The sequence below is a fragment of the Vibrio sp. J2-4 genome (assembly GCF_021728155.1).
GTDB lineage: Bacteria > Pseudomonadota > Gammaproteobacteria > Enterobacterales > Vibrionaceae > Vibrio > Vibrio diabolicus.
This window is the reverse complement of the sequence record NZ_JAKKCN010000006.1, coordinates 107,238-132,311: the sequence shown is the minus strand read 5'-3', so window position 1 is coordinate 132,311 and position 25,074 is coordinate 107,238. Positions and strand designations below refer to the sequence as shown.

Annotated in this window: 11 protein-coding genes; 3 read left to right on the top strand and 8 right to left on the bottom strand. The window is 44.6% G+C overall.

Features of this window, described 5'->3' with window-relative positions; all coding sequences use genetic code 11:
• Positions 1 to 136: 136 nt before the first annotated feature.
• Entirely contained in the window at positions 137 to 15,508 is a 15,372-nt protein-coding gene (locus L3V32_RS19905) for a retention module-containing protein (protein ID WP_237285017.1), read from the bottom strand.
• 859 nt (positions 15,509 to 16,367) lie between these two features.
• Here L3V32_RS19905 and L3V32_RS19900 point away from each other — a divergent pair.
• Positions 16,368 to 16,613: a YgjV family protein gene (locus tag L3V32_RS19900; RefSeq protein ID WP_005397186.1), complete on the top strand. Its 246-nt coding sequence runs from the start codon at positions 16,368 to 16,370 to the stop codon at positions 16,611 to 16,613.
• A gap of 98 nt (positions 16,614 to 16,711) precedes the next feature.
• Here L3V32_RS19900 and L3V32_RS19895 read toward each other — a convergent pair whose 3' ends face one another.
• Both L3V32_RS19895 and L3V32_RS19890 read right to left on the bottom strand, forming a co-directional pair.
• A complete protein-coding gene (locus L3V32_RS19895; RefSeq protein WP_046875989.1) occupies positions 16,712 to 16,993 on the bottom strand; it encodes a DUF2218 domain-containing protein in 282 nt (93 codons plus the stop codon).
• A 42-nt stretch (positions 16,994 to 17,035) separates the two neighbouring features.
• On the bottom strand, positions 17,036 to 19,042 hold the full coding sequence (locus L3V32_RS19890; RefSeq protein WP_237285016.1) for a TonB-dependent siderophore receptor: 2,007 nt from the start codon (positions 19,040 to 19,042) through the stop codon (positions 17,036 to 17,038).
• A 116-nt stretch (positions 19,043 to 19,158) separates the two neighbouring features.
• Between L3V32_RS19890 and L3V32_RS19885 the strand changes: the two genes are divergently transcribed.
• Positions 19,159 to 20,127, top strand: coding sequence for a helix-turn-helix domain-containing protein (locus tag L3V32_RS19885; protein WP_237285015.1), 969 nt, complete (start codon positions 19,159 to 19,161; stop codon positions 20,125 to 20,127).
• Positions 20,128 to 20,214: 87 nt separating this feature from the next.
• Positions 20,215 to 20,601 carry a Cu(I)-responsive transcriptional regulator gene (cueR, locus tag L3V32_RS19880; RefSeq protein ID WP_012842332.1) on the top strand — a complete coding sequence of 129 codons (387 nt, stop codon included), beginning with the start codon at positions 20,215 to 20,217 and terminating at the stop codon, positions 20,599 to 20,601.
• A gap of 54 nt (positions 20,602 to 20,655) precedes the next feature.
• On the opposite strand, the gene vctC is transcribed toward cueR, so the two are convergent.
• The 5 genes from vctC to L3V32_RS19855 all read right to left on the bottom strand — a co-directional run bounded on the left by vctC (position 20,656) and on the right by L3V32_RS19855 (position 25,067).
• Entirely contained in the window at positions 20,656 to 21,411 is a 756-nt protein-coding gene (gene vctC / locus L3V32_RS19875; protein WP_005397181.1) for an iron chelate ABC transporter ATP-binding protein VctC, read from the bottom strand.
• Between the two features lie 2 nt (positions 21,412 to 21,413).
• A complete protein-coding gene (gene vctG / locus L3V32_RS19870) occupies positions 21,414 to 22,364 on the bottom strand; it encodes an iron chelate uptake ABC transporter permease subunit VctG (protein WP_237285014.1) in 951 nt (316 codons plus the stop codon).
• The gene (gene vctD, locus L3V32_RS19865; protein WP_041853077.1) at positions 22,357 to 23,292 is read right to left on the bottom strand and encodes an iron chelate uptake ABC transporter permease subunit VctD; all 936 of its coding nucleotides are present in this window, start codon (positions 23,290 to 23,292) and stop codon (positions 22,357 to 22,359) included. Before vctD ends, vctG begins: the two co-directional genes overlap by 8 nt.
• A 22-nt stretch (positions 23,293 to 23,314) precedes the next feature.
• The gene (locus tag L3V32_RS19860; protein WP_237285013.1) at positions 23,315 to 24,223 is read right to left on the bottom strand and encodes a siderophore ABC transporter substrate-binding protein; all 909 of its coding nucleotides are present in this window, start codon (positions 24,221 to 24,223) and stop codon (positions 23,315 to 23,317) included.
• A 163-nt stretch (positions 24,224 to 24,386) separates the two neighbouring features.
• Entirely contained in the window at positions 24,387 to 25,067 is a 681-nt protein-coding gene (locus L3V32_RS19855) for a Crp/Fnr family transcriptional regulator (protein ID WP_005397172.1), read from the bottom strand.
• Positions 25,068 to 25,074 lie beyond the last annotated feature (7 nt).

The following is a 25,074-nucleotide window of genomic DNA, read 5'->3' as shown; positions in this document are numbered from 1 at the left end:
CTACAAATCCGTAACAAGCCCTCTTTTGCTACCTAATGTTGTGCTATTTCGATTCAATAAGTCTCGATAAAAACCAATAACTCCCAATAAAAACGGACGCCTTGTTAAAGCCGCCCGTTTTATGTTGAATCCAAATTTATCCGTTATCAATAACACCGTGATTCAGCAATGACTCTACAATCTCATTGGAGCTAAGACCGTTGAAGTCTATCGATGTACCTAAGTTTTCCACAACTATGGTTTGCTGGACATTTGCATCCGTCGTAATGTTCAGAGAAACATTTTCTGTTGATGCGTCGTAATCGGCTTGAATGTGCGCAAGTAAATCATCAATACCTGCCGTTGGATCATTCAAATCAGCGATCACGTCTTTGAGGTCAATGGTGTCCTCATTAACGCTAAAGTCAGTGATGGTGTCAATCGCACCATTATCCACCGTGTCTTCTGTCCATTTAAAGATATCGCTACCCGCACCACCAGTCAGAATATCAGAGCCTAGTCCACCGATAAGCACGTCGTCTCCATCTCCTCCTAGGATATAATCATCTCCCGTACCTGCTGCTAAAGTAATGCCTGCATCACTACCAATAAGATAGCTGTCTTCACTTTCAGCGGACTGATCAATATCTTGATTATTTAGCGTAACGTTTAGATTAATATCTAATGGCGTTGAATACGCTTGATCACCATTTGATGCAGTAGAAACCGCAGTCAATGTAATATCGTAATCTCCCGGGATCGCATTATTGATGTGTAGCGTATCAATTTCATCTTCTGGAACAGTCCATGTTGTACCATCAAAGCTGATATTCGATGTTGTAGCTTCACTCGTGATAGTGGCTCCTCTTGGCACGCCAGTGAGCTCTAAGGCCAGTACTTCATCGACATCTGTCAACGCCGCCATAATACCCATCAGCGCGATGCCTTGACGGCTTGCACTTTGACTCGCACTAATTCTTTGAATGTAACTAAAGTTCTGATCAATGGCTAGGTTTGGTACGTCAGCGACCGGCGTTACATTAATATCAAACGTTTCTGATGTTTGTAGTGAGGTACCCGTTAAGTTGTCATAGAAGATACCGTTGTCATCAGCGGTAACGGTAAGCGCAATAGAATTGCTGTTCACGTCACTGGAATCAATAAATACACCGGCATCCGGATCCGTCGAAGCGAAAAGACTATTAAGCTGAGACAAGGTCCCCATCAGTACAGTTTCACCTGCTAAACCAACGCCTTGAGTAATGCCACTCCCAGCCGGGACAAGGACACTTATATCACCCTCATCGATGCTGAGTGACACCGTCATGATTTCATTCTCATGAATACCTGCAAAATCAACATCGGTAATTTCGATACCTGAGATTTTTTGATCCGATGACTCCATAATCGTATTTGTGGCCATTGAGCCATCAATCTCCGGAGCATCGTTAATCGCCTGCACTGTCATCACGGCTGAGCCACTGACAGTCTTCGGATCCGAGACGCCATTGGTCATGCCATCATCCGTAATATCGTAATTAAAGCTTACATCCCCGTAAAAATCAGGAGCAGGTTCAAAGCTCCACTCCGTTGAGCTCAGTTGAGTAAGCGTCCCTGCTGCAGAGTCGACAAGCGTAACATTGCTAACGGTTAAATTGTCCGACTCAATATCAACCGCATTAACCAGCAAGTCTGCTGCGGTAACAATAACAGCGCCGCTGTCTTCATCAATACTTGTCAACGTCACTTCCGATGTTGTTGGCGCATCATTCACCTCTGTGACTTCAATTACAAATTGGCTACTATTTGAATTGAGTGTTTCATCGACACCGCTAATCACGATACCTTCGTTGCCTTGGTCATCGACAGAGATGTCGACATTGACGTTACCAAAGAAGTTAAGCGCTGGGTTAAACTCCACTAAACCATCAGCGATAGCGGCGTTAAGGTCAGATACGGTTCCTTTCAGTTCAATTGAACCCGTGCCGTCTCCTGAAACCGTCAATCCGTAATTGGCAATAATCGATGGATTGAGCGCCAAGTAACCGCTATCGACAGCAATATTCAAGACATACTCTGCGGTAGGATCATCAAGTACCGCATCCATATCCGAAATACCAAATGTATCCAGCAGGATAGCGTTGTCTTCTGGTGTTTCAACGTCAATGACATTCACGAAGTCCGGTCGATCATTCACCGCTTCAACATCAACAGCTACGTCAAACTCCTCGGCTGAACCTAAATTTTGGCGACCATCGAGCCCGGTATCAACGGCTTGCACTTTGAAATGCAGTGACCCTCCCCATGAGTTATCGTTTCGATCACCAGAATTAAAGACCACTTGATCCAAATCTTGAGCATCGATTTCTAATACGAAGACGCCATTTCCTTGGTCAGTAAACACCGTTCCATCAGGTAATGAAACACTCGCCCCATCAGGGACATTTGAAATCTCAACTCTCAGCGTCTCTGGATCATTTTCCTGGTAGGTTGCGCCATCTCCGATGGACTCTTTGTTATCAACCACCAACGCATTGACGTTGATAACAATATCTTCTCCCTCATTCCCCGCAGCTGAAGTATCAGGATTCACATCAACATCATCGCCAATAGGATTCACAACCAGCGTAAAGTTATTAGTTCGCTCAGTTGGTACTTGTAACAATTCTTCTTGGATGAACACGGTAATGCCAATCTCTGCCTCGCCACTGAAGTTTTTCGGCGGTTTGATTTGGATGTCACTCAAATCAACGGATGTCTGAGTAAGGTCTTTTAGCTGAATACTCCATTCTCCTCCGCCGTTGTTCTTAACAACATAATCAGAGGAATTGGATTGCACGACAAAATCATCAGGGATCCCTGTTAACTTGAGTGAAACGAAACTTTCAGAGCCATCATTATCGTTTAAGCTGATCGAAACCCCAGAGCCTGATTGATTCAACGAAATTAAAGTATCTTCGTCACCAACCACGGTAATTGGCTTCGTAGGATCGGCACCTGTAATCGTAATATCGTCCACCACTGGCGTAACTTCGAATGTCACGTCATCAGTAAAAGTTCTTATATCGATATTATCGCCAGGGTTATTTAGGATAGACTGATCAAATACAGCCTCGTCCGTGATCTCTCCTTCGATATTAATCTTGACGGTGTTTTGTCCCCCACCTACGGGATAATTTTCTTTCGGCTTAAACAGAACATTATCAAGCGCACCCGCTAAAATCTCAGCTTCATTAAACTCAATACTTGTCCCTAAGCTATTGCCATTTGCGTCAACAAACTCCCCCAGTGTTGTGTCATCGAGTGCTAACTTAATATTCGTTAGCGTTTCCTGACCACCTTGGATATTGTTATAACGGTCGGCAAAATCGACATTCAGATTAAGCTGGATTAAACCATCTTCATAACCCACACTATCCGCCGTTGGTACATCGTTATTTAGGTCATCAACGGGTTGTTTGTTCGCGTCTAAACCGAGAGTACCTGTGATATCCACTGTCACATTTGGTGTAACATCACCATCTAGTGGCTGATCACCCGCCGAACTCGGAACATCTGCAATCGGTAAAACCTGAACTGGAATTCGCACGTTGTTTTCTTTTTCGTCGCCAGACTCTGTGTCTTTGGTGACAAACCTCACAGGCAATTCGAAATCACCAGCGTAATCTTCTGCCAAGTGCATCGTTAAACCGTCCAAACCTGTGATATTGCCACTAGCATCAATATCTGCTTGGAAAACGTATTTACCATTGACAAAATCGATATCAGTGCCTGTTATCACCAAGCCTGGAGGAATACCGGGTGCAGATGGATCAATAACAACAGTCAAAACATCTTCCACACCATCCGCATTAATCGCATCGACTTTCGACGTCAATTGAGTGCCAAGGTCGATCGCATTATCTTCCGATGCTTCAATTTGGACGTCATCAGCCACCTGAATTTCAGCTGCAACACTTGTTTGCGGCGTGAGAACCGTCGGAAACTCAAGTGTCACGTCAGTTTCTCTTACTACTGTTGCGTCTTTTTCAACGGCATCTTCACCTAAATCGTTGACCTCGGCATAGATGGTTAACCCAATTTGAGATAGACCGCCGTTGTCACCATCATCGCTGTCGTCGTTTGGCGTTAAATCAAGACCCGAAGGCGCTTTAATCGAGAAGTTTTCTTCGTCAATGACTGTCCATCGACCGCCGCCTTCGTTCAATGCACCAACAATGACCAATTGATCGAGAATCTCAGGGTCGACATTGTGGAACTGAACAACAAGTTGAGTCACCACTTCATCTGAGGAGGCGTCAAACTCTTGGTATTTGATGATATTCGCACCAGACTCCCCACCCGTTGAAGTATTGATCGTAAAATCAATGTTCCCTTGACCGTCTGACTTCACGATGTCAGTGACAACACCAGTGCTTTCAGTAACAAGCAAACGTGTCTGGGCGTCTAGCGATCCTGTTGTATTTTCTGGCTCAACGATTGGATTGACTTGGACATGCACCATGCCATTGATGGTTTTTTCTGCAATTCCCTGCCCTGGATTAGAAGCATCGACATATTCGTGGTCAATCTCTTTCACCGTCACCGTAGTATTCAAATCAAAGTCAGTACTAGAGTCTTGCTCTAATTGCACCTGGACATACCCGCTTTGAGAGATTCGAGCAGAAAAGTCTTGCTCCGACTCGTTCGCTAGTGGCGAAAGTGTTAATGTTCCAGAAACCAATGTTTGTGCTACGCCATCGACATAAACCGTGCTGCCTGGAGGAAATCCAGAAATCGTCACATCACTAAAGAACTCGTCTGTATCAGGGCTTTGAGCCAACGTTGGCTTCCAATCAATATTAAAGCGTGTATCTTCATCACCTTCTGATTGAACCGTGTAGTTATCTTGCGCATCAATGACAGGAGCGACAATAATTCGGATCTCACCCGATGAGGTTCGACTGTGACCATCATTCTCTGTGACGATCGTCGTCGCTGTAATATGAATGTTCTCCGTCGATGACGCTTCCGGTTTAATAACAATTCCAGAATTAATATTCGCCGTGGTGATATTGGCTTCATAGATTGGCTGATTTTGCGCGTCATAGCCTACAAAGGTCAGATCGACGGATGCACCATCGCTATCAAATACCTCGACACCTGCCGGAATATTGGACAGCAGAACCGTAACCGACTCTGAGTGATCATTCGGGTTATCTGGTAACTCGCCAGAGATGACACTAAAGCCCAACTCTACTTGACCATTCTCATCGATATTAGTCTCAATACCTCTTACATTGCCGTCATTAAACTCATGCCAGATCCCTGATTTATCATTAAGCTCAATAAATGGTATGTCAGCTACGCCTTTCACACCGACGATCACTGTTTTGCTGCCTAGTGACAACATATCTTCGGCAACCCCACTAGATAACGATGCCGTATCTTTTACGATACCTTCAACGTTGAAAGTAAAGTCATCATTGCTGTGCAACGGAGGAAGCACTTCGACGTTGGCTAACTCAGATTCTGGCACTTCGTAATAGAGTACATTGCCGCTTGAATCGGTCACTTCCACGATTTGGCTTGGGTTTGCTGAATCAAGCCACACTAACGTAACGCCATCAATTGAGAAGTCAGAAATACGCACAAACAGTGCTTCAGAACCATCTAAATCCGCAGACGGCTTCATGGTAATCACTTCACTTAACTGAAGTGGATCATGATCCGTAACAGGATTGACGGTATCTTGAGTTCGAGCGTTATCCTCAAAGACATTGATTCGGTTGACCGTAAAACTACCTGGGTCCGCGATTGGGTTAACATCAATGATGATAGTTTCTGTCTCTGAACGTGCCGTTTCCTTCCCTGATAACGGATTATTGTTTTCTGTTGTAATCGCGGTTACATCAATCTTGATTTCGCCCGAGAAATTATCGATTGGGTCAATTTGAACGTCACCAATTCGGCTGGCATCTACGAGATAAACACCACCAGTTTGTGGAATCGCACTACCATCCGAATATACTAACTCTGCGTTACCTTCCCCTTGTGTAAAGACGAGCTCGTACACTATATCTTCAGGATTACTAGTATCCTGAGTTTCCGCCGTGATATTAAGTGCGACGTTGTTTCCGTCTTCATCGACAGAATAGTTAAACTCGCTGCTCGTCGTCCAAGTCGCAATATCTGCAACGGCAGCAACTTCAATGTCTAAACGACCATTAATCGTATGATCTGGCGTACCATTGTTAAGAATTTCCACACGGATACGAGGATCGATACCAGAAGCATCGGTTGATGTATGACGATCTGGTACGAAGTACAAGTTATCTAACGAGACAAGCTCACCATTGAATGACTGCTCGACATTTGATGTGTCGAGAACAACCGTATTGCCCACAGATGTTAATTCAATGTAGTTGCCACTACCGTCTCGGTAGTAGAACGTACCGTTGTGAGTATCAGCATCTCGAATAGTGATGTCACCTAAGCTCTCGTTACGGTCGATATCATGTAAATTGATAACCAAATCGACTTTCGCCGGGTTAACATCCAGCGTCGACAAGTTGTCCTGAGTATTTGCAGAGTCAACGCCCACAACGATACCATCACGCCCTTGGTCCTCGAACGCAGTAACGGTAGACGTGTCAATTTGCGCATTACGGTCTCTTATCGAGATATCCACATCGGCATCTGCGATATCGCCATCACCATCGGTTGCAACAACGTTGATGGTGAAATCAATCGAGTCGGTTTCGGTATGGTCAAGATCGTCATTCGGACGGAATGACACACTGCCATCAGTTCGAACAACCAAACGACCAATTTCAGTATCCACTCCGTCAAGAACCTTGTGAACAAATACGACTTGGTCGCTGCCGTTCAAATCGACAGAATCGGAATCAACACCGTTTTGCTTAAAGTAAATGCCTGAATCATCAGCCGAAAATGAAGTTATTTGTGCGCCGTCAGCACCAAGATCGTCATCACCTTCTACAGGGTCTTGGAATAAATGAACCGTGCGGCTGCCTTGCCCCTCAACACGCGAAATAGATGCATCGTACAAGGTTGGAACATCATCGGTAATCGTCACTGGTAAGTTAATACCGGCCGTATCGCCATCGACATCGGTCGCGAAGACTGGGAGATTAAGTATGAGTGTATCTTCGCCTTGGGTTGAGTGGTCTAGCGCACCCTCAAGCGTAAACTTGTAAGAGCCGTCAGCGTTCAAAACTAGCGTGAACACTGAGTTACCATCAGGTGTTTGACCTTGATATGTAAAGTTGTTGTTGCTTACCGCGGTTTGAACTAACGTCACCGCAAAACCACCTGAAGTGACTCCTGGTATCGGGTTAGAAGTAAGATCCAACTGATAAGAGACAACGGTATCTGCCCCTTCCACCGTATCGAAATTGCCCGTTGCTTCTAGGCTGTCTTTGTTGGTTGCCTGAGAGCCGTTGGCAAGGTCATCCTCATCAACAGCCAAAGCATCTGCTGATTTAATTTCGGGAATGTCATCAACCACGGTAATTGGAAGATTCAGTGATGATGACGTGTCACCATCAAAGTCTGTTACTGTAATTGGAATATCAATGACAAGGTTGTTTTCACCTTGAACAGCGTCATGGTCGATTGGTCCCAACAGCTCAAATTGGTAGCTGTCGTTATTCGCATCAAGAGACAACGTGAAGATCTTAGTTGATGTACCAGTAATCACCGCTTCGTAACTGGTTACACCACCAACCGAGCTCACCACATTCAACTCTATGCTGCTGCCGTTTGAAGTTAAGCCAGACACAACCGCATTGAGGTCAGAAACTTGGTAGCTGACAATCTCATCCGCACCATCAACGACATCAAATCCACCAGTCAATACCGTTGAATCGCCACTTGTCGTGTCTGAGCCACCAGCAAGATCATCTTCATCTACCGTTTGCTGGCTAGAGTCTGTCAATTTCACAATCGCTGGAACATCGTCCACAACCGTGATTGGCAAAGTGATGTTGCTTGATACATCACCGTCAAAATCGGTCGCGTTGACTGGGAAGTTGATGACTAACGAGTTTTCATCGTTACCTGCAGGATGATCAAGTGCACCCAACAGTTCAAATTCATAGCTGTCTGCTGAACCATTTAGCGTCAGTTTAAAGACGGTATCCGTCGTACCTTGTACATAAGCTCGGTACTCAATCACACCGTTTGAATTTGAAAACTCAACCAATTCAAGCGGCTGACCACCTGAGGTAAGTCCAGATACTGGTGATGTTAAACTATCCAATTGGAAGCTAACGATAGAATCAGCACCATCGGTAACCTCAAAATTGCCACCAATGATATTGGATTCTGGCGTGTCGTCCGAACCTTGGCTTGGAATATCATCCTCATCCACAGACAAGGTACTATCAGAGCTAATAGCATCAATGGTTGGCTTGTCATCTACGATGGTCACTGGCAAGGTCGCAGTGATGGTATCGTTGTCGCCATCTGTAATCTTCACAGGTAGATTCAACAAAATCTCATCAGAGTTAACCGCGTGATCTAACTGACCAGATAACTCAAAGTCGTATTTACCATCTTGATGAAGTGTCAGCGTAAAAACAGTCACTCCGCTCGGAGTTTGTCCCACGTAAACAAGCGCGTCAGCAGTTGAAGCACTAACGTCTTGAGAAAGCGTGACGTCTTCCCCACCCGATTTCAGATTCGGGATAGGATTTGAGCTCAGATCCAATTCGAAAGCATCAATACCATCTGCGCTGGTTACTTCAAATTCACCCGATACCGTTAATGGCTCTTTAGTGCCATCAGAACCAAGAGGTAAGTCATCTTCGTCGACACGTAGACTTTCGATATTGGTAACAACTGGAACATCGTCCACAACGGTAATTGGCAATGTGAAGGCTGGTGAAGTATCACCATCATTATCTGTCGCCGTCACAGGGAGGATAATAACAATCTCGTTTTGCTGATTACCATCTGGATGATCAAGCGGCTTCTGTAAATCGAACTCGTAGGTGTTGTTCGTTGCATCCAACGTCAGTTCGAAAACCACTTCAGCAGGATTGCCAGCAACACCTTGGTATACGTTCACGCCATTTGCGCTAGAAGACAGAACTAAGGTGATAGCATCACCATCTGAAGTCAGAGAAGCAACAGGCGTGGTCAGGTCACTCAGCTGAATAGAAGCAACTTGGTCAGCACCTTCGGTGATATCAAAGGTACCTGAAATAACAGTATCTTCTGCACTTGCAGCATCAGTACCTGCTGGTAGGTCATCTTCATCAACGGTTTTTTCGCTGCCTGCTAGTAAACCATCAATGGTCGGAACATCATCCACAACCGTAATTGGTAAGGTGATGTTGTTCGACACGTCTCCATCAAAGTCAGTCGCGTTTATCGGCAAATTGATGACCAGTTCATTTTGGCCATCAGCATTTGGATGATCGAGAGGAGCAAGCAAATCGAACGTGTAGCTATCATCAGAAGCATCAAGGGTCACACGGAATACTGGTGTCGTCGTGCCATCAATACGAGCTTCGTAAACTGAAACGCCACCTGCGTTTGATACTTCAACCATAACCAGAGATTGACCACCAGAGGTCAGGCCTTGTACTGGCATCGTTAGGTCAGAAACACCATACTCTACAATGCCATCAGAGCCATCAGTCGCGATGAAGTTACCGGCAATGCTGTTCGACTGCGTACCATCAGATCCAACTGTTGGGATATCGTCCTCATCAACCGTTTGTACACTGGTTGCTTCAATGCCACCAAGTGTCGGCTTGTCATCAACGATCTTGACAGGAATTGTCTCAGCAGACGTGTCGCCATCAAAATCTGTTGCGATAATTGGGAAGTTCAGCGTTAACTCGTCGCTATCAACAGCATGGTCGATTGGCCCTTCAAGCGTGAAGTTGTAAGAGCCATCATTATTCACTGTCAGTGTAAAGACCGACTCAGTGCCTGCTGTTGCTTGGTAGGTAAAGCTGCCATCAGCGTTTGCGGTTTCAGTCAGCGTGACCGCCACGCCTTGTGATGTAAGGCCATCAACTGGTGTTGCAGAAGCATCAAGCTGATAGCTCACCACTCGGTCAGAGCCTTGCGTGGTGGTGAAGTTGCCATCGATTGAAATCGGGTCAGTTTGGTCTGAGCCAATCACGCCTAAATCATCTTCATCAACGGTAATCGCATCAACATCGGTAATGGTCGGCTTATCATCCACGATGGTGACTGGGATCGTTTCTGTGGTGGCATCACCATCAAAATCTGTCGCGATGATTGGGAAGTTCAGCGTGAGCTCATCACTACCTGTTGCATGGTCAATTGGACCTTCAAGCGTGAAGTTGTAACTGCCGTCGCTGTTCACCGTCAAGGTAAATACGGCTTCTGATCCTGCGGTAGCGGTATAGGTGAAACTGCCATCCGCATTCGCGCTTTCCGTCATTGTCACCACTACCCCGTGTGAGGTTAAGCCATTAATAGGGTTAGAGGACGCGTCTAACTGATAACTCACAACATGATCAGAACCCGTCGTGACAAAGTGACCATCAATCGACACGGACTCGTTTTGATCAGAGCCAATCGTAGCCAAGTCATCTTCATCCACGCTGATCGCATCAACATTAGTGATGCTTGGCTGATCATCAACAATAGTGACAGGCAGTATTTTAGTTGAAGTGTCGCCATCAAAGTCTGTTGCGATAATCGGGAAATCGATTTGTAGGCTGTCGCTGTTCATCGCATGGTCTAGTGGACCTTGCAGAGTAAAGGTGTAGCTGCCATCTGGCTTCAGCACTAATTCAAATACGGCATTGCCATCTGCTGTGGCAGTGTAAGTAAAACTACCATCACCGTTTGCCGTCTCAGCAAGCACAACAGGTTCACCTTGAGAAGTTAACCCTGCTAGAGGATCCGCGGTTGCATCAAGCTGGTATTTAACAACGCTGTCCGAGCCTTCTGTCGTACTAAACGAACCAGACATAAACGCATCATCGTTTTGGTCTGAGCCAATTGTGGCGAGATCATCTTCGTCTACTGTCAGTGGAACAACGTTGTCGATGCTTGGAACGTCATCAGTAATGGTGACTGGAATGGTCGCAGTAGTCGTATCACCATCAAAATCCGTCGCAATGATTGGGAAGTTCAGTACTAACTCATCGCTGTTTAACGCATGGTCGACCGGCCCTTCCAGACGGAAGTTGTATGTACCGTCTGCATTCACATTCATGGTGAAGACAGGGTTACCATCCGCGGTAGCAACGTAAGTAAAGCTGCCATCGGCATTCGAAGTCTCTGCCAGAGTAACTGGCTCGCCTTGAGAAGTTAAGCCTGCAACAGGATCAGAAGTTGAATCAAGTTGGTAGCTCACCACACGGTCTGAGCCTTGGGTAGTAGTAAACACGCCTTCAACAAACACAGCGTCACTTTGGTCTGAGCCAATACCTGATAAATCATCTTCATCCACAGCCAGCGGCACGACATTATCGATGATTGGTGCATCATCCGTGATCGTGACTGGAATAGTTGCCGTAGCCGTATCACCATCAAAATCGGTGGCAATAATCGGGAAATCAATGGTTAGGCTGTCGCTGTTGGCCGCATGGTCGATTGGTCCTTGAAGCGTAAAGTCATACGTACCATCAGTTGCGACGTTTAGGGTAAAAACAGGATTGCCGTCTGCGGTCGCGACGTAGGTAAAGCTGCCGTCACCATTCGCGGTTTCAACTAAGGTAATCGCCTCACCTTGAGACGTCAGGCCCGCAACAGGATCGGCTGTTGAATCCAATTGATAGCTCACCACTCGGTCAGAGCCTTGAGTGGTGGTAAACGCGCCTTCAACAAACAGATCGCCGCCTGGGTCTGAGCCCACACCGCTAAGGTCATCTTCATCGACACTTAACGCATCAACCGCTGTAATAGTCGGTACATCATCAACAATCGTGACTGGAATGATTTCAGTTACTGTGTCGCCATCAAAGTCGGTGGCGATAATTGGGAAGTTTAGTGTCTGCTCGTCACTATCAACCGCGTGATCAATTGGTCCTTCTAACGTGAAGTTATATGTGCCATCAGTATCTACTGTCAGAGTAAATACTGGGTTGCCACCCGCAGTCGCTTCATAAGTGAAACTACCATCACCATTTGCGATTTCTGTCAGTGTGACAGCCACGCCTTGCGACGTTAAACCGTCAACCGGTGTTGCAGAAGCATCAAGTTGGTAACTCACCACTCGGTCAGAGCCTTGTGTGGTAGTAAAGTTGCCATCAATAGAAATTGGATTGCTTTGGTCTGAGCCAATTGACGCTAGATCATCTTCATCAACCGTAATGGCATCCACGTCAGTAATAACTGGCTTATCGTCCACGATCGTCACTGGGATCGTGGCGTTTGTGGTATCGCCATCAAAGTCTGTTGCGATGATTGGGAAGTTCAGCGTTAACTCATCGCTATCTACCGCGTGGTCGATTGGCCCTTCAAGCGTGAAGTTATAAGAGCCATCGGTATTCACTGTCAGCGTAAAGACCGCTTCAGTCCCCGCTGTCGCCTCGTAAGTAAAGCTGCCATCGCCGTTTGCGGTTTCAGTTAGCGTGACTACCACGCCTTGCGATGTGAGTCCAGCCACTGGTGTTGCAGACGCGTCAAGCTGATAGCTCACTACTCGGTCAGAACCTTGTGTGGTGGTGAAGTTGCCATCGATTGAAATCGGGTCAGTTTGATCCGAACCAATCGTGCCTAAGTCATCTTCATCAACGGTAATCGCACCGACATCGGTAATGGTCGGTTTATCATCCACGATGGTAACAGGCAGTACGATTTGGCTTGTGTCACCATCGAAATCGGTAGCAATAACGCTAAAATCAAGGGTTAAGCTGTCGCTATTTGCCGCATGGTCGATTGGACCTTGCAGCTCAAAACTGTACGAGCCATCAGTATTCAAAATTAATGTGAAAACTGTACTGCCATTTGCCGTTGCGCTGTAGGTGTAACTGCCGTCTGCATTTTGCGTTTCGGCAATGGAGACGGTTTGCCCTTGAGATTGCAGGCCATTTAAAGGATCAGCGTTTACATCCAACTGATACTGTACGACGCCATCAGAGCCCTGAGTCGTCGTGAACTGACCTTCAACCAACGTTGGCTGTGATTGGTCAGAGCCTACCGAACTTAAGTCATCTTCATCGACGGTAAGAGCAACAACGTCGTTAATGGTTGGCACATCATCAGCAATGGTTACCGGTAGAACAAGTGAACTGGTGTCACCGTCAAAGTCCGTTGCGACAATAGTGAAGTCTAGAGTTAAGCTATCGCTACCCACAGCATGATCGATTGGGCCTTCAAGAGTAAATGAATAAGAACCATCAGGGTTCACTTGTAAGGTGAAGATAGCGTCCCCTTCTGCCGTTGCAGAATAGGTAAAGCTGCCATCTGAGTTGGCTGTTTCCGTCAGAGAGATAGATCGACCCTGTGATTCCAACCCATTGAGTGGATCAGTGACGCTCTCTAATTGATAACTTACAACTCGGTCTGAGCCCTGAGTCGTCGTGAAACTACCTTGCGCGAGCACAGAGTCGCTTTGATCAGAGCCGATGCTTGATAAATCGTCTTCATCGACGGCTAGCGCATCAACGCCATCAATCGTAGGAACGTCATCTTGAACTTGAATGACAATTTGCGCCGCTTCTGGTGTGTTCGAACCTTCAGTAATCGAGGAGCGGTCGCCATCCGCATCTACCGCGTAAACTGGCAGTGAGAAAGTGAGCGAGTCATCGTTAGCACCCGTATGGTCGAGTTGCTCATACAAGTTGAATTGGTATTCGCCCAATGCAGGGGCATCAATCGCCACATCAAATACTGTGATACGCACGCCATCCAGCTCGATGAAGCCCTCGTAAGTACGCACGCCGTTACTCTCGGACGCTAGTTCAAGTTGGACAACCTGCCCTTGAGATTGGAGTTCACCACCAACATTAAACTCTGTAGGTTCCAACTCATAGTGATCAATGATGTCACTACCGACCGCTGTCGTGATCGACCCAGAGCCACTTGTTACTACCGCGCCTTCCTGTGAACCCTGGTCAACCCCCGCCTCGTCTAAAGACAATCCCGTCACGTTTGCAATCACCGGATTATCGCCATCAAGGATGCTCATCGTAAAGGTGTTACTTGCCGTATCTTGGTCGAAATCGACGATTGTGGTTGGCAAAGAGAGCTCAATCGTATCTTCACCGTTTGTTTGTTCTAACGGCTTAAATTGCTCAAATTGGTAGGTACCATCAGTATTCAGACTGATGGTTAAGACGGTTTCATTCGAGCCAGCAATGGACAAGGTGATAGTGCTGCCGTCTTCAGAGAGTACCGCCTCTGTTGCCTGATTATCACTCAATAGGCCATCAAATTGACTAAGTCCTTCTTGATTAAATGTGACCGTTGCCAATTGATCACTACCAATATCAACAAAGGTGCCAGTAATCGGAGTAGAAGAAGATTCAACGTTTTCGAAAGTAACGTTTTGCGGCGCCGGATCATCGCCATCAATAACGGTTGTCGTGAAATCGATAGGTGCTTGAATACTGTTACCACCAATATCTGCGCCTGTAATGTCAAAAGCAATATTGATTTGATCACCGGAGATGGAAACTTGACCATCAGCAACAGACGCGACATGGTCAATGCCCTGGCTAATCGTGGTAACGACCTCTAACTCTAAATTACGGCCTAAAGATGTCGCTTCGATCTCTATACGAAGCACTTCGTTACCTTCTTGAGTGCCGATAATGGCATTTTGCGCTTCGTCATAAACGAACGCCACTGACTGATCAGCAGAGGTAATATCACTATTTAGCTCGGTTAACAGAGACTCTAATGAGGACGTTTCAGGTACAAATGAAGCGGTATCAAGTGCGAGATCCCCTGCTTCAATCAGCACACTAGAAGAAATGGTTTGCGGGTAGCTTGATAGAGAAATTGAGCCTTCTGTTACGCTAGATTGCAATGATTGTCCGCCATCGGCAAAGATAGTGACATCTAAATCATCAGCTTCATCGCGTTCTTCTACACCGCTACGAGTCGCTGACGTCTCAAAAAAGGTGGAGGCAAGTACTTCCGGATTATTATATTCAACGGTCACATAGCCAGCATTGGCTGAGCCTTCAGCGCCAGCACCAGCAGCCGTTGCTTCCAAAATAGCAGTCGGGTCAGCACCATCTAAAATGGCCTGTTGGATAGCCGCGACATCATTAGCGTCAAAGTTAGCACCTTCGATAGCTGTTGGATCGAAAGTAACTTGGCCATTAACTGGAGATTGCAGTAAGGTTTCTGGTTGTTCAAAAGAAGGTTCTGGAAGGCACGCGACACAATTAGCATCAACCAGATACAGCTCATTATGTATCTGTACATCAAGAGAAGCGTTATTTTCAGTAATGATCACTTCGCCAGATATTAACTCATCCCCCGCTTTTATAGACCTGACTTTTCCATCCAGACCTAAAACCAAGACTTCACCTTTGACAGCATTTACAATCGCGTTCTGCGGCACGGTTTGCGTACTCATCTGACCTCCGCTAATGGCCTACGTTTCCCATTAACCTTTTTAGATAGTTTTTAAATGATTTAGTGCGGCATACTGCACACCTTTAGACGATTAGACTAAGTATCAACTCATTAAACAATCGATAAATGGCGCACTAATGAGCAAAGTAAGTAAAACTTACTAGTAGTCACAGAAATGTGACACATGTCCTAACACCGCAATATCGATTAATTATATGAAATTGATATCTTATTCCGTATAAGTGTAGTCGTTTTAAAAAAGAAGATAGATGAAAACGCTCAGCTAAACGCCAAACTACCGGTTGCAATCAATAATGGAAGAAAAGCAATAAGAATGTTGTATACACCTGAACGTGATGACAACTTAATCAATATTGGTGACGAGAAAAACGTGACGATTAAATATTGAATGACATAAATCGTTGGACAAAATATAACCATGAAAATGTGGCTCACAATATGAATTCCCGAGCACCACGAATTCGGCTTTGTCCTGATATACAGTAAAAAAAATACGAGCAAGCTAATAAGAAAATACATAAACATCACACTTGAAAATAATTATCATTTTCAATCATATGTAAATATTCCCCCACTTTCAATGATGTGAGAGCTATTAATACCATCGTTATTATCAATCAACACAATAAGTAAAATTATCAGTAATTCCCTTCCTAAACGTTTGCGTAATCGCTAACCTTCTCTTAACCTTGATTTGAGGCTTTTATCACGGTTTTTCCATTGATATAGTGCGTCCATACAACAAAAAAGACCATTCGAGGCATGGAGCTTCCTCATTAATCTCAAGATGAGAAGAATTGGTACCGACAAAATTCGGCAGATTTTAAGAGGGTCAAAAAATGGACATGAATATGGTTGAGATTTTAGGTTATGCAGCTTCAATCATGGTCGCAATTTCGCTAACTATGAAAGATATTGTTAAGCTTCGTATCCTTAACTTTATTGGTTGTGCGCTATTTACTGCTTACGGACTAATGATTGATTCTTGGCCTGTAGTATTAACTAACGGCTTTATTGCTTGCGTTAATATCTACTTCCTAGCAAAAATGCAACAGGAAAAAAAAAGCCTAGAATCTAGAGCCTAAAAAGCAATAGCATTCGAACAATAAAAGCCCGCGAATGATAAGATCGCGGGCTTTTTGCTTTTAATGCGCTCTCATTTTCTGCACATTCATCAATAGCTCTAGCGAACCCAGTTAAGTGCTAATGTTTCTCGACGAGAGAACATGTCTACATGCGATGAGATTATCGCCTTCACTGTGCTCAGTTTCTCTTCGGAATCCGCCTCACAAATAATGGTCAAGCTAGACTCGCAAAGAGCAAACTCCGCTTTTCCCGTCGGAAATGTCACCAAACCGCTGTTTTCATTCCAAGTAGCAGGAACCTTTCGTCCAAAATGCCGACAAAGTGTCACTAAGTATTTGTCAGCGTGTTCGCTATCTATTCGGGTGCTTTCTTTAATCATGAATTTACTCGTGTTTTGAAGCGCCCCCTCTCGGGAGCCCTATTAGAATTGATAAGCAGCAGAAAGTTTGAAGTTGCGACCCGGCTCGTAGTCATCAAGCGTGAAGCCACGTGCAGTACCCGAACGAGACGCATGAGAGCTGTACAACTCGTCAAATACATTATCAATACCAAAGGTCACCGACAGTCCATCAATATCAGACGGCACCCATTGAGCATATAGATTATGTACATCATAACTTGCTTTCTTTGGCTGACCATCAAAGACGTTGTCTTCCTCTAGAACAAACATTGAGTTCCACCCGAAGATCGTTTCTAAAGCGTCTGACTGGTAATCCAAAGTTAGAGCAATACTATCACCCATATCAATGCTACGCCCATTACCCCCAGCAACAGGGCCACCAGTATTCTTGTTTTTGGTGTCCGACTTAGAGTAAGAAAGTTTGCTGTTAAACTTGTCGTAGCCATAAGAAGCACTTGCCTCAAAGCCTTTAATCTCGACATCACCTAAGTTGTAAATCAGGTAAGTTTGAGTCGCGTTTTGGTACTGGTCTGCAATGTAATCATCAATTTCCGTTTGGAATGCCGTAATATTCGCTCCAAAGAAATGCTTATCAAAGGTTTTATCAAAACGGACACCACCCTGTGTGTTCAACCCCGTTTCTGGCTTTAGTCCATCCTCTAAAAATGCAACGTCTTGGTAAGCAATAAAGGTTTCCATCAGCTCAGGGCCTTTGAATAGAGAGCGTGCGCTCGCAAACAACGTCCAATCCTGAGTGACTGCCCATTCTGCTGCTAGGGCCCAGGTCACATCATCATAGTTACTCGTCCCCGTTTCAGCTTCACGTTTGTAATCATCAAAACGCATACCTGCGGTAACAAAGAAAGCATCAGAGAAGAAGAACTGGTCTTCTACAAACAATGCGGTTGAAATGGCCGATTCATCCATGAACTTACGACTACCGTAGTAACTTGAAGATGTCTTATCCATGTAGTCGAAACCATAGGTGATTCGATTATCAAACTCACCTAACATAACATCCGACTGGAACTTACCATTCAAACCAAAGTTTTGGTTTTTAGCGGTGTTCTTCGATAAACGGTTCGAAGGCCAGCGAGGAGCCATAACGCTCTCATCCCGTTTAATTTCTGTCTCGGTATTATAAAGTGTGACGTTACCTTTATGCTGTTCGCCTCGCAGCTCGTAACTCAAGGTAACGGTATCTCGGTCATAATCCGTAGGGATAAGTAACTTGCTCGACAGGCTATTATTTGCACTACCAGACATATCAGGACGCGGACTGTAATCTCCACTGTCTCGGTACATGTCATAAGAGAGCTCAAAACGATGGATGTCATTTAGTTCATACCCTAGCTTAGCCAGAATGTTGTAAACATCACCTGCAGCACCATAGGTTTTATTGCCATCACCATCTTCAAAATCATCACGCGTAACGTAATGGCCATAAACCATCGCATCAATGTTTTCGGACAAAAGCCCGTACAGTGTCAACGAGCCTTGTTGGTTGTCGTTGGATGCATAACCGCCATAAACACGAGCGCCAAACGTTTCATCGTAACGAAGTAAGTCACGAGCGTCTTTCGTTTCAAAATAAACCGAGCCGCCTAAGCCATTTTGAGTCACAGAGTTATTACCTACCTGGATATCGGCAGATTTGAGAATGTCAGGGTTTAGCGTCAAGTTACCAATGTGATGGAACATGCTCGCATGCTGAGAAGCACCATCAAGACGAATGTCCAAATCGGTTTCGCTCAAACCACGAATGGTAATACGTTGATTCACAGAGTGTGTTCCACCAACATCCACACCGGGAATATCGCGCAGTAAATCAGACATATGATCCGCTTGCTTCAGTGACATATCGTCTGCAAACATCGACTCGGTATTGCTAGAAACTTTTGTTCCCCATACAACGACTTCTTCAAAATGTGACTCGGTATCTTGAGCTAAAACAGGGTTTGATAGCGCCATTCCCACTGCAAGGCAAAGGCTTGAAAGCTTGATAGATGAACAAGCAGGGCTTTCCATAACTTCACTCCTAAATATTAATGATAATAATTCTCAGGTATAATAAGCATGAGTTTTATAAATACAAAGGCGATTTGATTATGCGAAATCGCACAAGTGTTATGAGGAAGTGTCAAATGCAGGAAGTCACACCAAAACGAACTAGAATTGCCAAGATCGCTTTAACCCAAAAACTGGAAGCCACAGAAAAGCAGTGGATCGTCACGCAAGGTCAACCTTGTCAAACTCAACTGGCAGAAGGCAAATTCCTATCATATCAGTACAATGATCAAATCTTTGTTCATGGTGGACGTTGCCTAGAGCTTGTTGATTCACATATTGTTTCTACTGCACACGCCTCACTGTTGGTCACTATTCTTTTAGAAGGTAAGCTCTCGTTTGGCTACGACGATTTGCAATTTGATTTAGACGCAAGCGACGGCCCTAAAGGTGTCGTGGTAAACCTACTCAAACCTGCAAACTTTCGTCGTTCACTGCTCAAAGATAACCTCATTAATAAGATCAACATATTGGTTAAGCCCCAGTGGCTAGAGGCTCGCCTTGACCAAACCTGTCGTCATTGGTCCTTTTTTAACTCTCATCAGGCGTTTCATCCTCTAGAGCTTAACCAGGCGTTGTGCGAACTGGCTGAAACGCTGACAAGCCGAGAAACACCACAAGAATTCCAAGATAAGTTGGAAGTTGAAAGCTTGATCTATCAAATTTTGCATCAAGCGACTGAGCAAATCCCCAAGAACTTCAGTGCTAACAAAAATAACCATGAACGGCACACAGATGGTCGAATAGAGGATATTGTTAGCTATATAGAAACTCACCTTGAGCAAGAACTAGGCTTAGAAAAGTTGGCAAGCGTGTTTTCAATGAGCGTTTCAAACCTGCAGCGCCGATTTAAACAATCACTGAATATGACCGTAAATGGTTATATTCGCTTTCGTCGCCTTGAGATTGCGAGGCAACACTTGGAACGTGGCCTAGTGACGATCACGGAAGCGGCTTATGAAGCCGGATACCACTACCCTTCCAACTTCACCTGCGCTTTCAAAAAGGTATTTGGTGTACCACCGCATGAAGTGATAAAAGAGTAAAGAGGCCTCAGGTAACTGACTGTTATTTAGGAGTGTCTTATCCACAACATCGGTATATACTCGCCTTAAACGTTATGGAGGTTAAACATGAATATTGGTGCTGTCGCAAAGCTTACTGGGCTTTCATCTAAGTCGATTCGATTGTATGAAGATAAAGGGATCATATCTCCACCAGCGCGCAGTGACTCTGGCTATCGCGAATATTCAGATAATCATATTCAAGAGCTTAACTTAGTATCACGCGCAAAAAACGCAGGCTTTTCATTGCAAGAATGCAAAGAGTTTGTGCAACTTGCCCATAATCCCAACCGAAAAAGCAGCGAAGTAAAAGCAAGAACCATGGATAAGCTGAGAGAGGTTGAAGAAAAAATCGCGCACCTCATGGAGATCAAAACGCAACTTGAGGGTTGGGTTTCTTCTTGTCCGGGAGACGCTGAAAGCCGATGCCCAATCATAGACGAGCTCACCAAGTAAACTCGCCTATCTATCCTCATTGAGGAATCGCTTTCATTAAGCCCTGAGGTTGGATTAGTGGTAAGTACACATGCGCTTGCCGTTTAATTCGATAATATTAAACGGCGTTTCGTAGATATCCTCTAACGTAGACGCCTGAATCACCTCTTCCACCGCACCACTTGCCACAACTTTGCCTTGCTTAAGCGCCAATATGACATCCGAGTAGCACGCTGCGAAATTAATATCATGAATAACCACCACCATGGCTTTGTTCATGTCATGAGCTAACCGCTGGACCACTTTCATGATCTGAAGAGAGTGTTTGATGTCTAGATTGTTAAGTGGTTCATCAAGAAAAACGTAGTCTGTATCTTGTGCAATCACCATGGCAATAAACGCAAGCTGTCGCTGACCACCACTTAATTCATCCAAATATTTATCTTGGATACCTTGTAAATCTAGATAGTCGATCGCTTGTTCAATCACCGCATGATCTTCTTTGGTCAGATTTCCTTTGGAGTATGGGAAACGGCCAAAAGAGACCAACTCTTTAACGGTAAATCGCATGGTAATAGAGTTGGCTTGACGAAGTACCGCCAGCTTTTTCGCTAACTCTTTAGTGTCCCATTCCGCAATTTCCTTACAATCAATGATAACACTACCACCATCCCGCTCCGTTAAGCGCGAAGCCATAGATAACAGCGTGCTCTTTCCCGCGCCATTCGGGCCAATAATGGACGTCACTTTGCCCTTTTCAAACTGAGTATTGGCCTCATCAACCACTTTATTTGAACCGAAGGCCTTCGTTAATTTGTCTATCACTATCATATTTATACAACTTTGTTTTTCAGTAGTAGGTATAAGAAATACGCACCACCAATAAAGTTAATAACGACACTCAACGTCGTCTCAAAACTGAACACGTTCTCGATAATCCATTGCCCAGCCAGTAACGAGCTGATGGAGAGAAACGAACAACCAACCAATAGCGTTTTGTGTTGGTAACTTCGGAACATTTCTCGGCTTAAGTTGGTCACCAGCAAACCAAAGAACATGATTGGTCCCACTAGAGCCGTAGAAATAGCAATCAGAACCGCCGAGATAATGAATACATTTCGCGTCACCTTAGGTACGTCGACGCCCAAACTTTTCGCATTGTCTTGGTCGAGCCAAAACACATCTAAAGTGCGATGCATACTAAATAGCAACCAACATGCAAACATCAAAGCTGGTGCACTAAAGTAAACCAAATTCACTTTGACATTATTAAAGCTGGCGTAAAGTTTCGATTGAACGATTGCAAACGTATTTGGGTCCATCAGCAAAGAGAAAAATGACGCCGCATTGGAAAATAGCTGACCAAAGATCAAGCCGACCAATAGCAACGTAATCAAGTTCTTGCTTCCTTTAGAAAAGTAAAAACCAAACAACAATAACGAAAACGACACCATTACAATTACGGCAATCGCGAAATTGACGTACAAGTTAAGAACTAAAGTACTCAAACCACCAAAAATCAGCACGATCAAAATTTGCGTCAACACATACAACGCATCAAACCCCATGATACTTGGCGTTAAAATTCGGTTGTGCGTAATGGTTTGAAATACAAGTGAAGACTGAGCAATAGCCACACCCGCTAGCACTATCGCCACTACTTTAGGAACTCTACGAGATAAAAAATACTGGTAGTTGTCAGCCGTTAGCCCAATACCAATAAACAAACATGCAAAAAGTACCGCAATGCCACCTAGCAGTAGGATTTTCGTTGAATCACGCATGTTGCTTACCTCGCAACAACATCGCGATGAATACCACGCCACCCAATATGCTGATCACGATAGAGATTGGCATTTCATGAGGGAAGATAATCAAACGACTCACCAAGTCGCAACACAGCACTAAAGTCGCCCCATACATGGCCGTAAGCGGAATGTTCTTTTTGAGGTTATCACCATAAAAGTGACTAACGAGGTTCGGCACAATCAGACCAAGGAATGGCAGCTGCCCAACAATCATCACGACACTTGCCGACATGATGGACACCAACAGCACGCCAATCGTGACAACCTGCTGATAATTTAACCCCAAGTTAACCGCGAAATCTTTTCCGATACCCACGGCTGAAATCCTTGCGGCAAAAAGATAGCTGAGAATAGCCATTGGTACCGCGATGTACAGTAGCTCAAAGTCACCACGTAAGATGTTGGCAAAATTCGCTACCGTCCACGCGTTTAGACTTTGTAACGCATCGTATTTGTAAGCAATAAATGTAGTCATTGATTGGATGACATTGCCGAAAATAATTCCGACAAGTGGCACAAAGACCACACTCTTAAATTGAATGCGTTGAATAAAGAAAATAAATGCTAGCGTCCCAAACACCGAGATGCCGAATACGAGCCAAAGGTGATTGTCGTTACCAAAGAAAACCACGCTCAGTACGTAGCCCAGCATGGCACATTCGATCGTACCGGTTGTAGAAGGTGCAGCAAATCGGTTCTGGCTGATTTGCTGCATAATAAGGCCTGCAATACTCAAGCCAGCACCAGCGAGTAATATGGCAAATAAACGTGGTATACGGCTGGTAAAGAAAAGCTCCAACGCTTTCTCATCACCCGAAAATAACTGTTGGGGCGTCATGTTTGCCACCCCAACAAACAACGAAACCGTGCTTAAAACCACAAGGGTTAGCAATAACTTTTTCAAAGTTAACCTCTGCTATCTTGGATTACAGTTCAACGGTTTGCTTGATCTCACTTACCATTTTTTCTGTTGCAGTCACACCAGACATCGACAAGTACCACGCGTCCACATCTAAATAAGTGATTTTGTGATTCTTATATGCGGCGGTTGCTTTGACTAAGTCGTTATCCATGGACTTACGAATATCGTTATCTGGCGTGCCTTTTAGCGAATTGCGGTCAACTACGAGTATATTTTTCGGGTTAGCTTCACGAATAAATTCATAAGAAATAACATCTCCGTGAGTGCCCGTTTTCACGTGTTCAACCGTTTCCAAGAAACCGAAATCGTTATAAATCACACCAAATCGCGATTGAGATCCAAACGCACTGATGTTGTCACCCATGCTTAAAATCGTTAACGCATCATTGTTATTTGATTGATTGTAGTCACGGATTGCTTTGAATTGAGCATCTAGCGCTTCAATTTTCTGCTCTACTTTTTCTTCGATATCGAAGATTTTACCAATATTGCGCCACTGTGCTTGCGTACCTTCCCAGTAACCTTGATTCTCTTTCGCAGCAAAAACGACCGTAGGAGCAATTTCACTCAGCTCTTCATATTTCGCAGACGCTCGCGGACCAACCAATATCAAATCCGGTTTTTGCATGTAAATGGTTTCAAAGTCAGGTTCAAACAAACTACCCGCAGAGGTGTAGTTATCTTTGCTGTATTTTGAAAGGTAGCTAGGCAGATTAGAAGAGTTAGAGACTGCAACAGGATCGATACCAAAGTTGTCCAGCGCATCTAGCGGTCCAAAGCCAATCACAACCACGCGTTCTGGTGATTGTTCTAGCTCGGTTTGACCCATGTAATGGTCAATCACAACCTTAGCAGCGAAAGAAGGAGAAACAGTAAATAGCGACAGCAAAGCCGCACCGACGAATTTTTTCATTTTGTTAAGCCTTAATGAGATCTATTATCATGCGCGTTCGCAATATAACGTTACTCTTTACTGCATTCAACAAAATTTAAGGTACTTTACATTAGTTACGCTTATTCGAGCTTCAACTATATCAAAGACTTATAAAAACCATTCATTGCAATATCTAGGTGTATCATTCATGCGCTTCGATAAATGCTTTGAGTGCAGGCTCATCAATAATCTCCAACCCGTTTTCCGTTTTTGCAATCAATCCCTTTTCAATCAAATCTTTAACTGCACGTCGATAAACACGACCAGAAGTACCAAATCGCTCAGCTTCTTGATTCACTTTGTCAAAGCCACCGAGCAATGTGTTGGTTTGATTACGGACGAAAAGATCATACGCAATATTATAAGTAATGGGATGCAATAACCGATTGGTATAGATATCCATAGAGTCTTGATAATCTTCGGCCAACGCTGAAGCAAAGAACACCATCATTTCTGGATGCTTTTGTAGCGCTTCAGTTAGTTTTTGGATGCAGATGACATCAACCTGCATGTGCTCATCTGCAATCACATTCCATTGGCAAGGAGTCTGAGTGAAGTACTCCATTTCACCATAGATATGGTAGTCGCAGTTTGCCTCTCCTAATTGAAAGCGTCGCCCATTCGCGGCCAATATACTCATTGACACTCGACCTACCGGCACAACATATAAATACTGAAGTTGCTCACCTTGACGGAGAATTTCTTCCCCAGCATCAAAGTAACGCGTACTAATTTGACACTGATAGATCATCTCACGAAAGGCAACGCTCTTTTTTTCAAGGTATGTTTTGAAGCGGCCAGTTGGATACGGGCTGATTTTCATTCTCTGC

Bases quoted from the DNA above. Each gene is read 5' to 3' on its own strand.
- L3V32_RS19905 (WP_237285017.1), bottom strand. From the start codon at position 15,508: ATGAGTACGCAAACCGTGCCGCAGAACGCGATTGTAAATGCTGTCAAA.
- L3V32_RS19900 (WP_005397186.1), top strand. From the start codon at position 16,368: ATGGACATGAATATGGTTGAGATTTTAGGTTATGCAGCTTCAATCATG.
- L3V32_RS19895 (WP_046875989.1), bottom strand. From the start codon at position 16,993: ATGATTAAAGAAAGCACCCGAATAGATAGCGAACACGCTGACAAATAC.
- L3V32_RS19890 (WP_237285016.1), bottom strand. From the start codon at position 19,042: ATGGAAAGCCCTGCTTGTTCATCTATCAAGCTTTCAAGCCTTTGCCTT.
- L3V32_RS19885 (WP_237285015.1), top strand. From the start codon at position 19,159: ATGCAGGAAGTCACACCAAAACGAACTAGAATTGCCAAGATCGCTTTA.
- cueR (WP_012842332.1), top strand. From the start codon at position 20,215: ATGAATATTGGTGCTGTCGCAAAGCTTACTGGGCTTTCATCTAAGTCG.
- vctC (WP_005397181.1), bottom strand. From the start codon at position 21,411: ATGATAGTGATAGACAAATTAACGAAGGCCTTCGGTTCAAATAAAGTG.
- vctG (WP_237285014.1), bottom strand. From the start codon at position 22,364: ATGCGTGATTCAACGAAAATCCTACTGCTAGGTGGCATTGCGGTACTT.
- L3V32_RS19860 (WP_237285013.1), bottom strand. From the start codon at position 24,223: ATGAAAAAATTCGTCGGTGCGGCTTTGCTGTCGCTATTTACTGTTTCT.
- L3V32_RS19855 (WP_005397172.1), bottom strand. From the start codon at position 25,067: ATGAAAATCAGCCCGTATCCAACTGGCCGCTTCAAAACATACCTTGAA.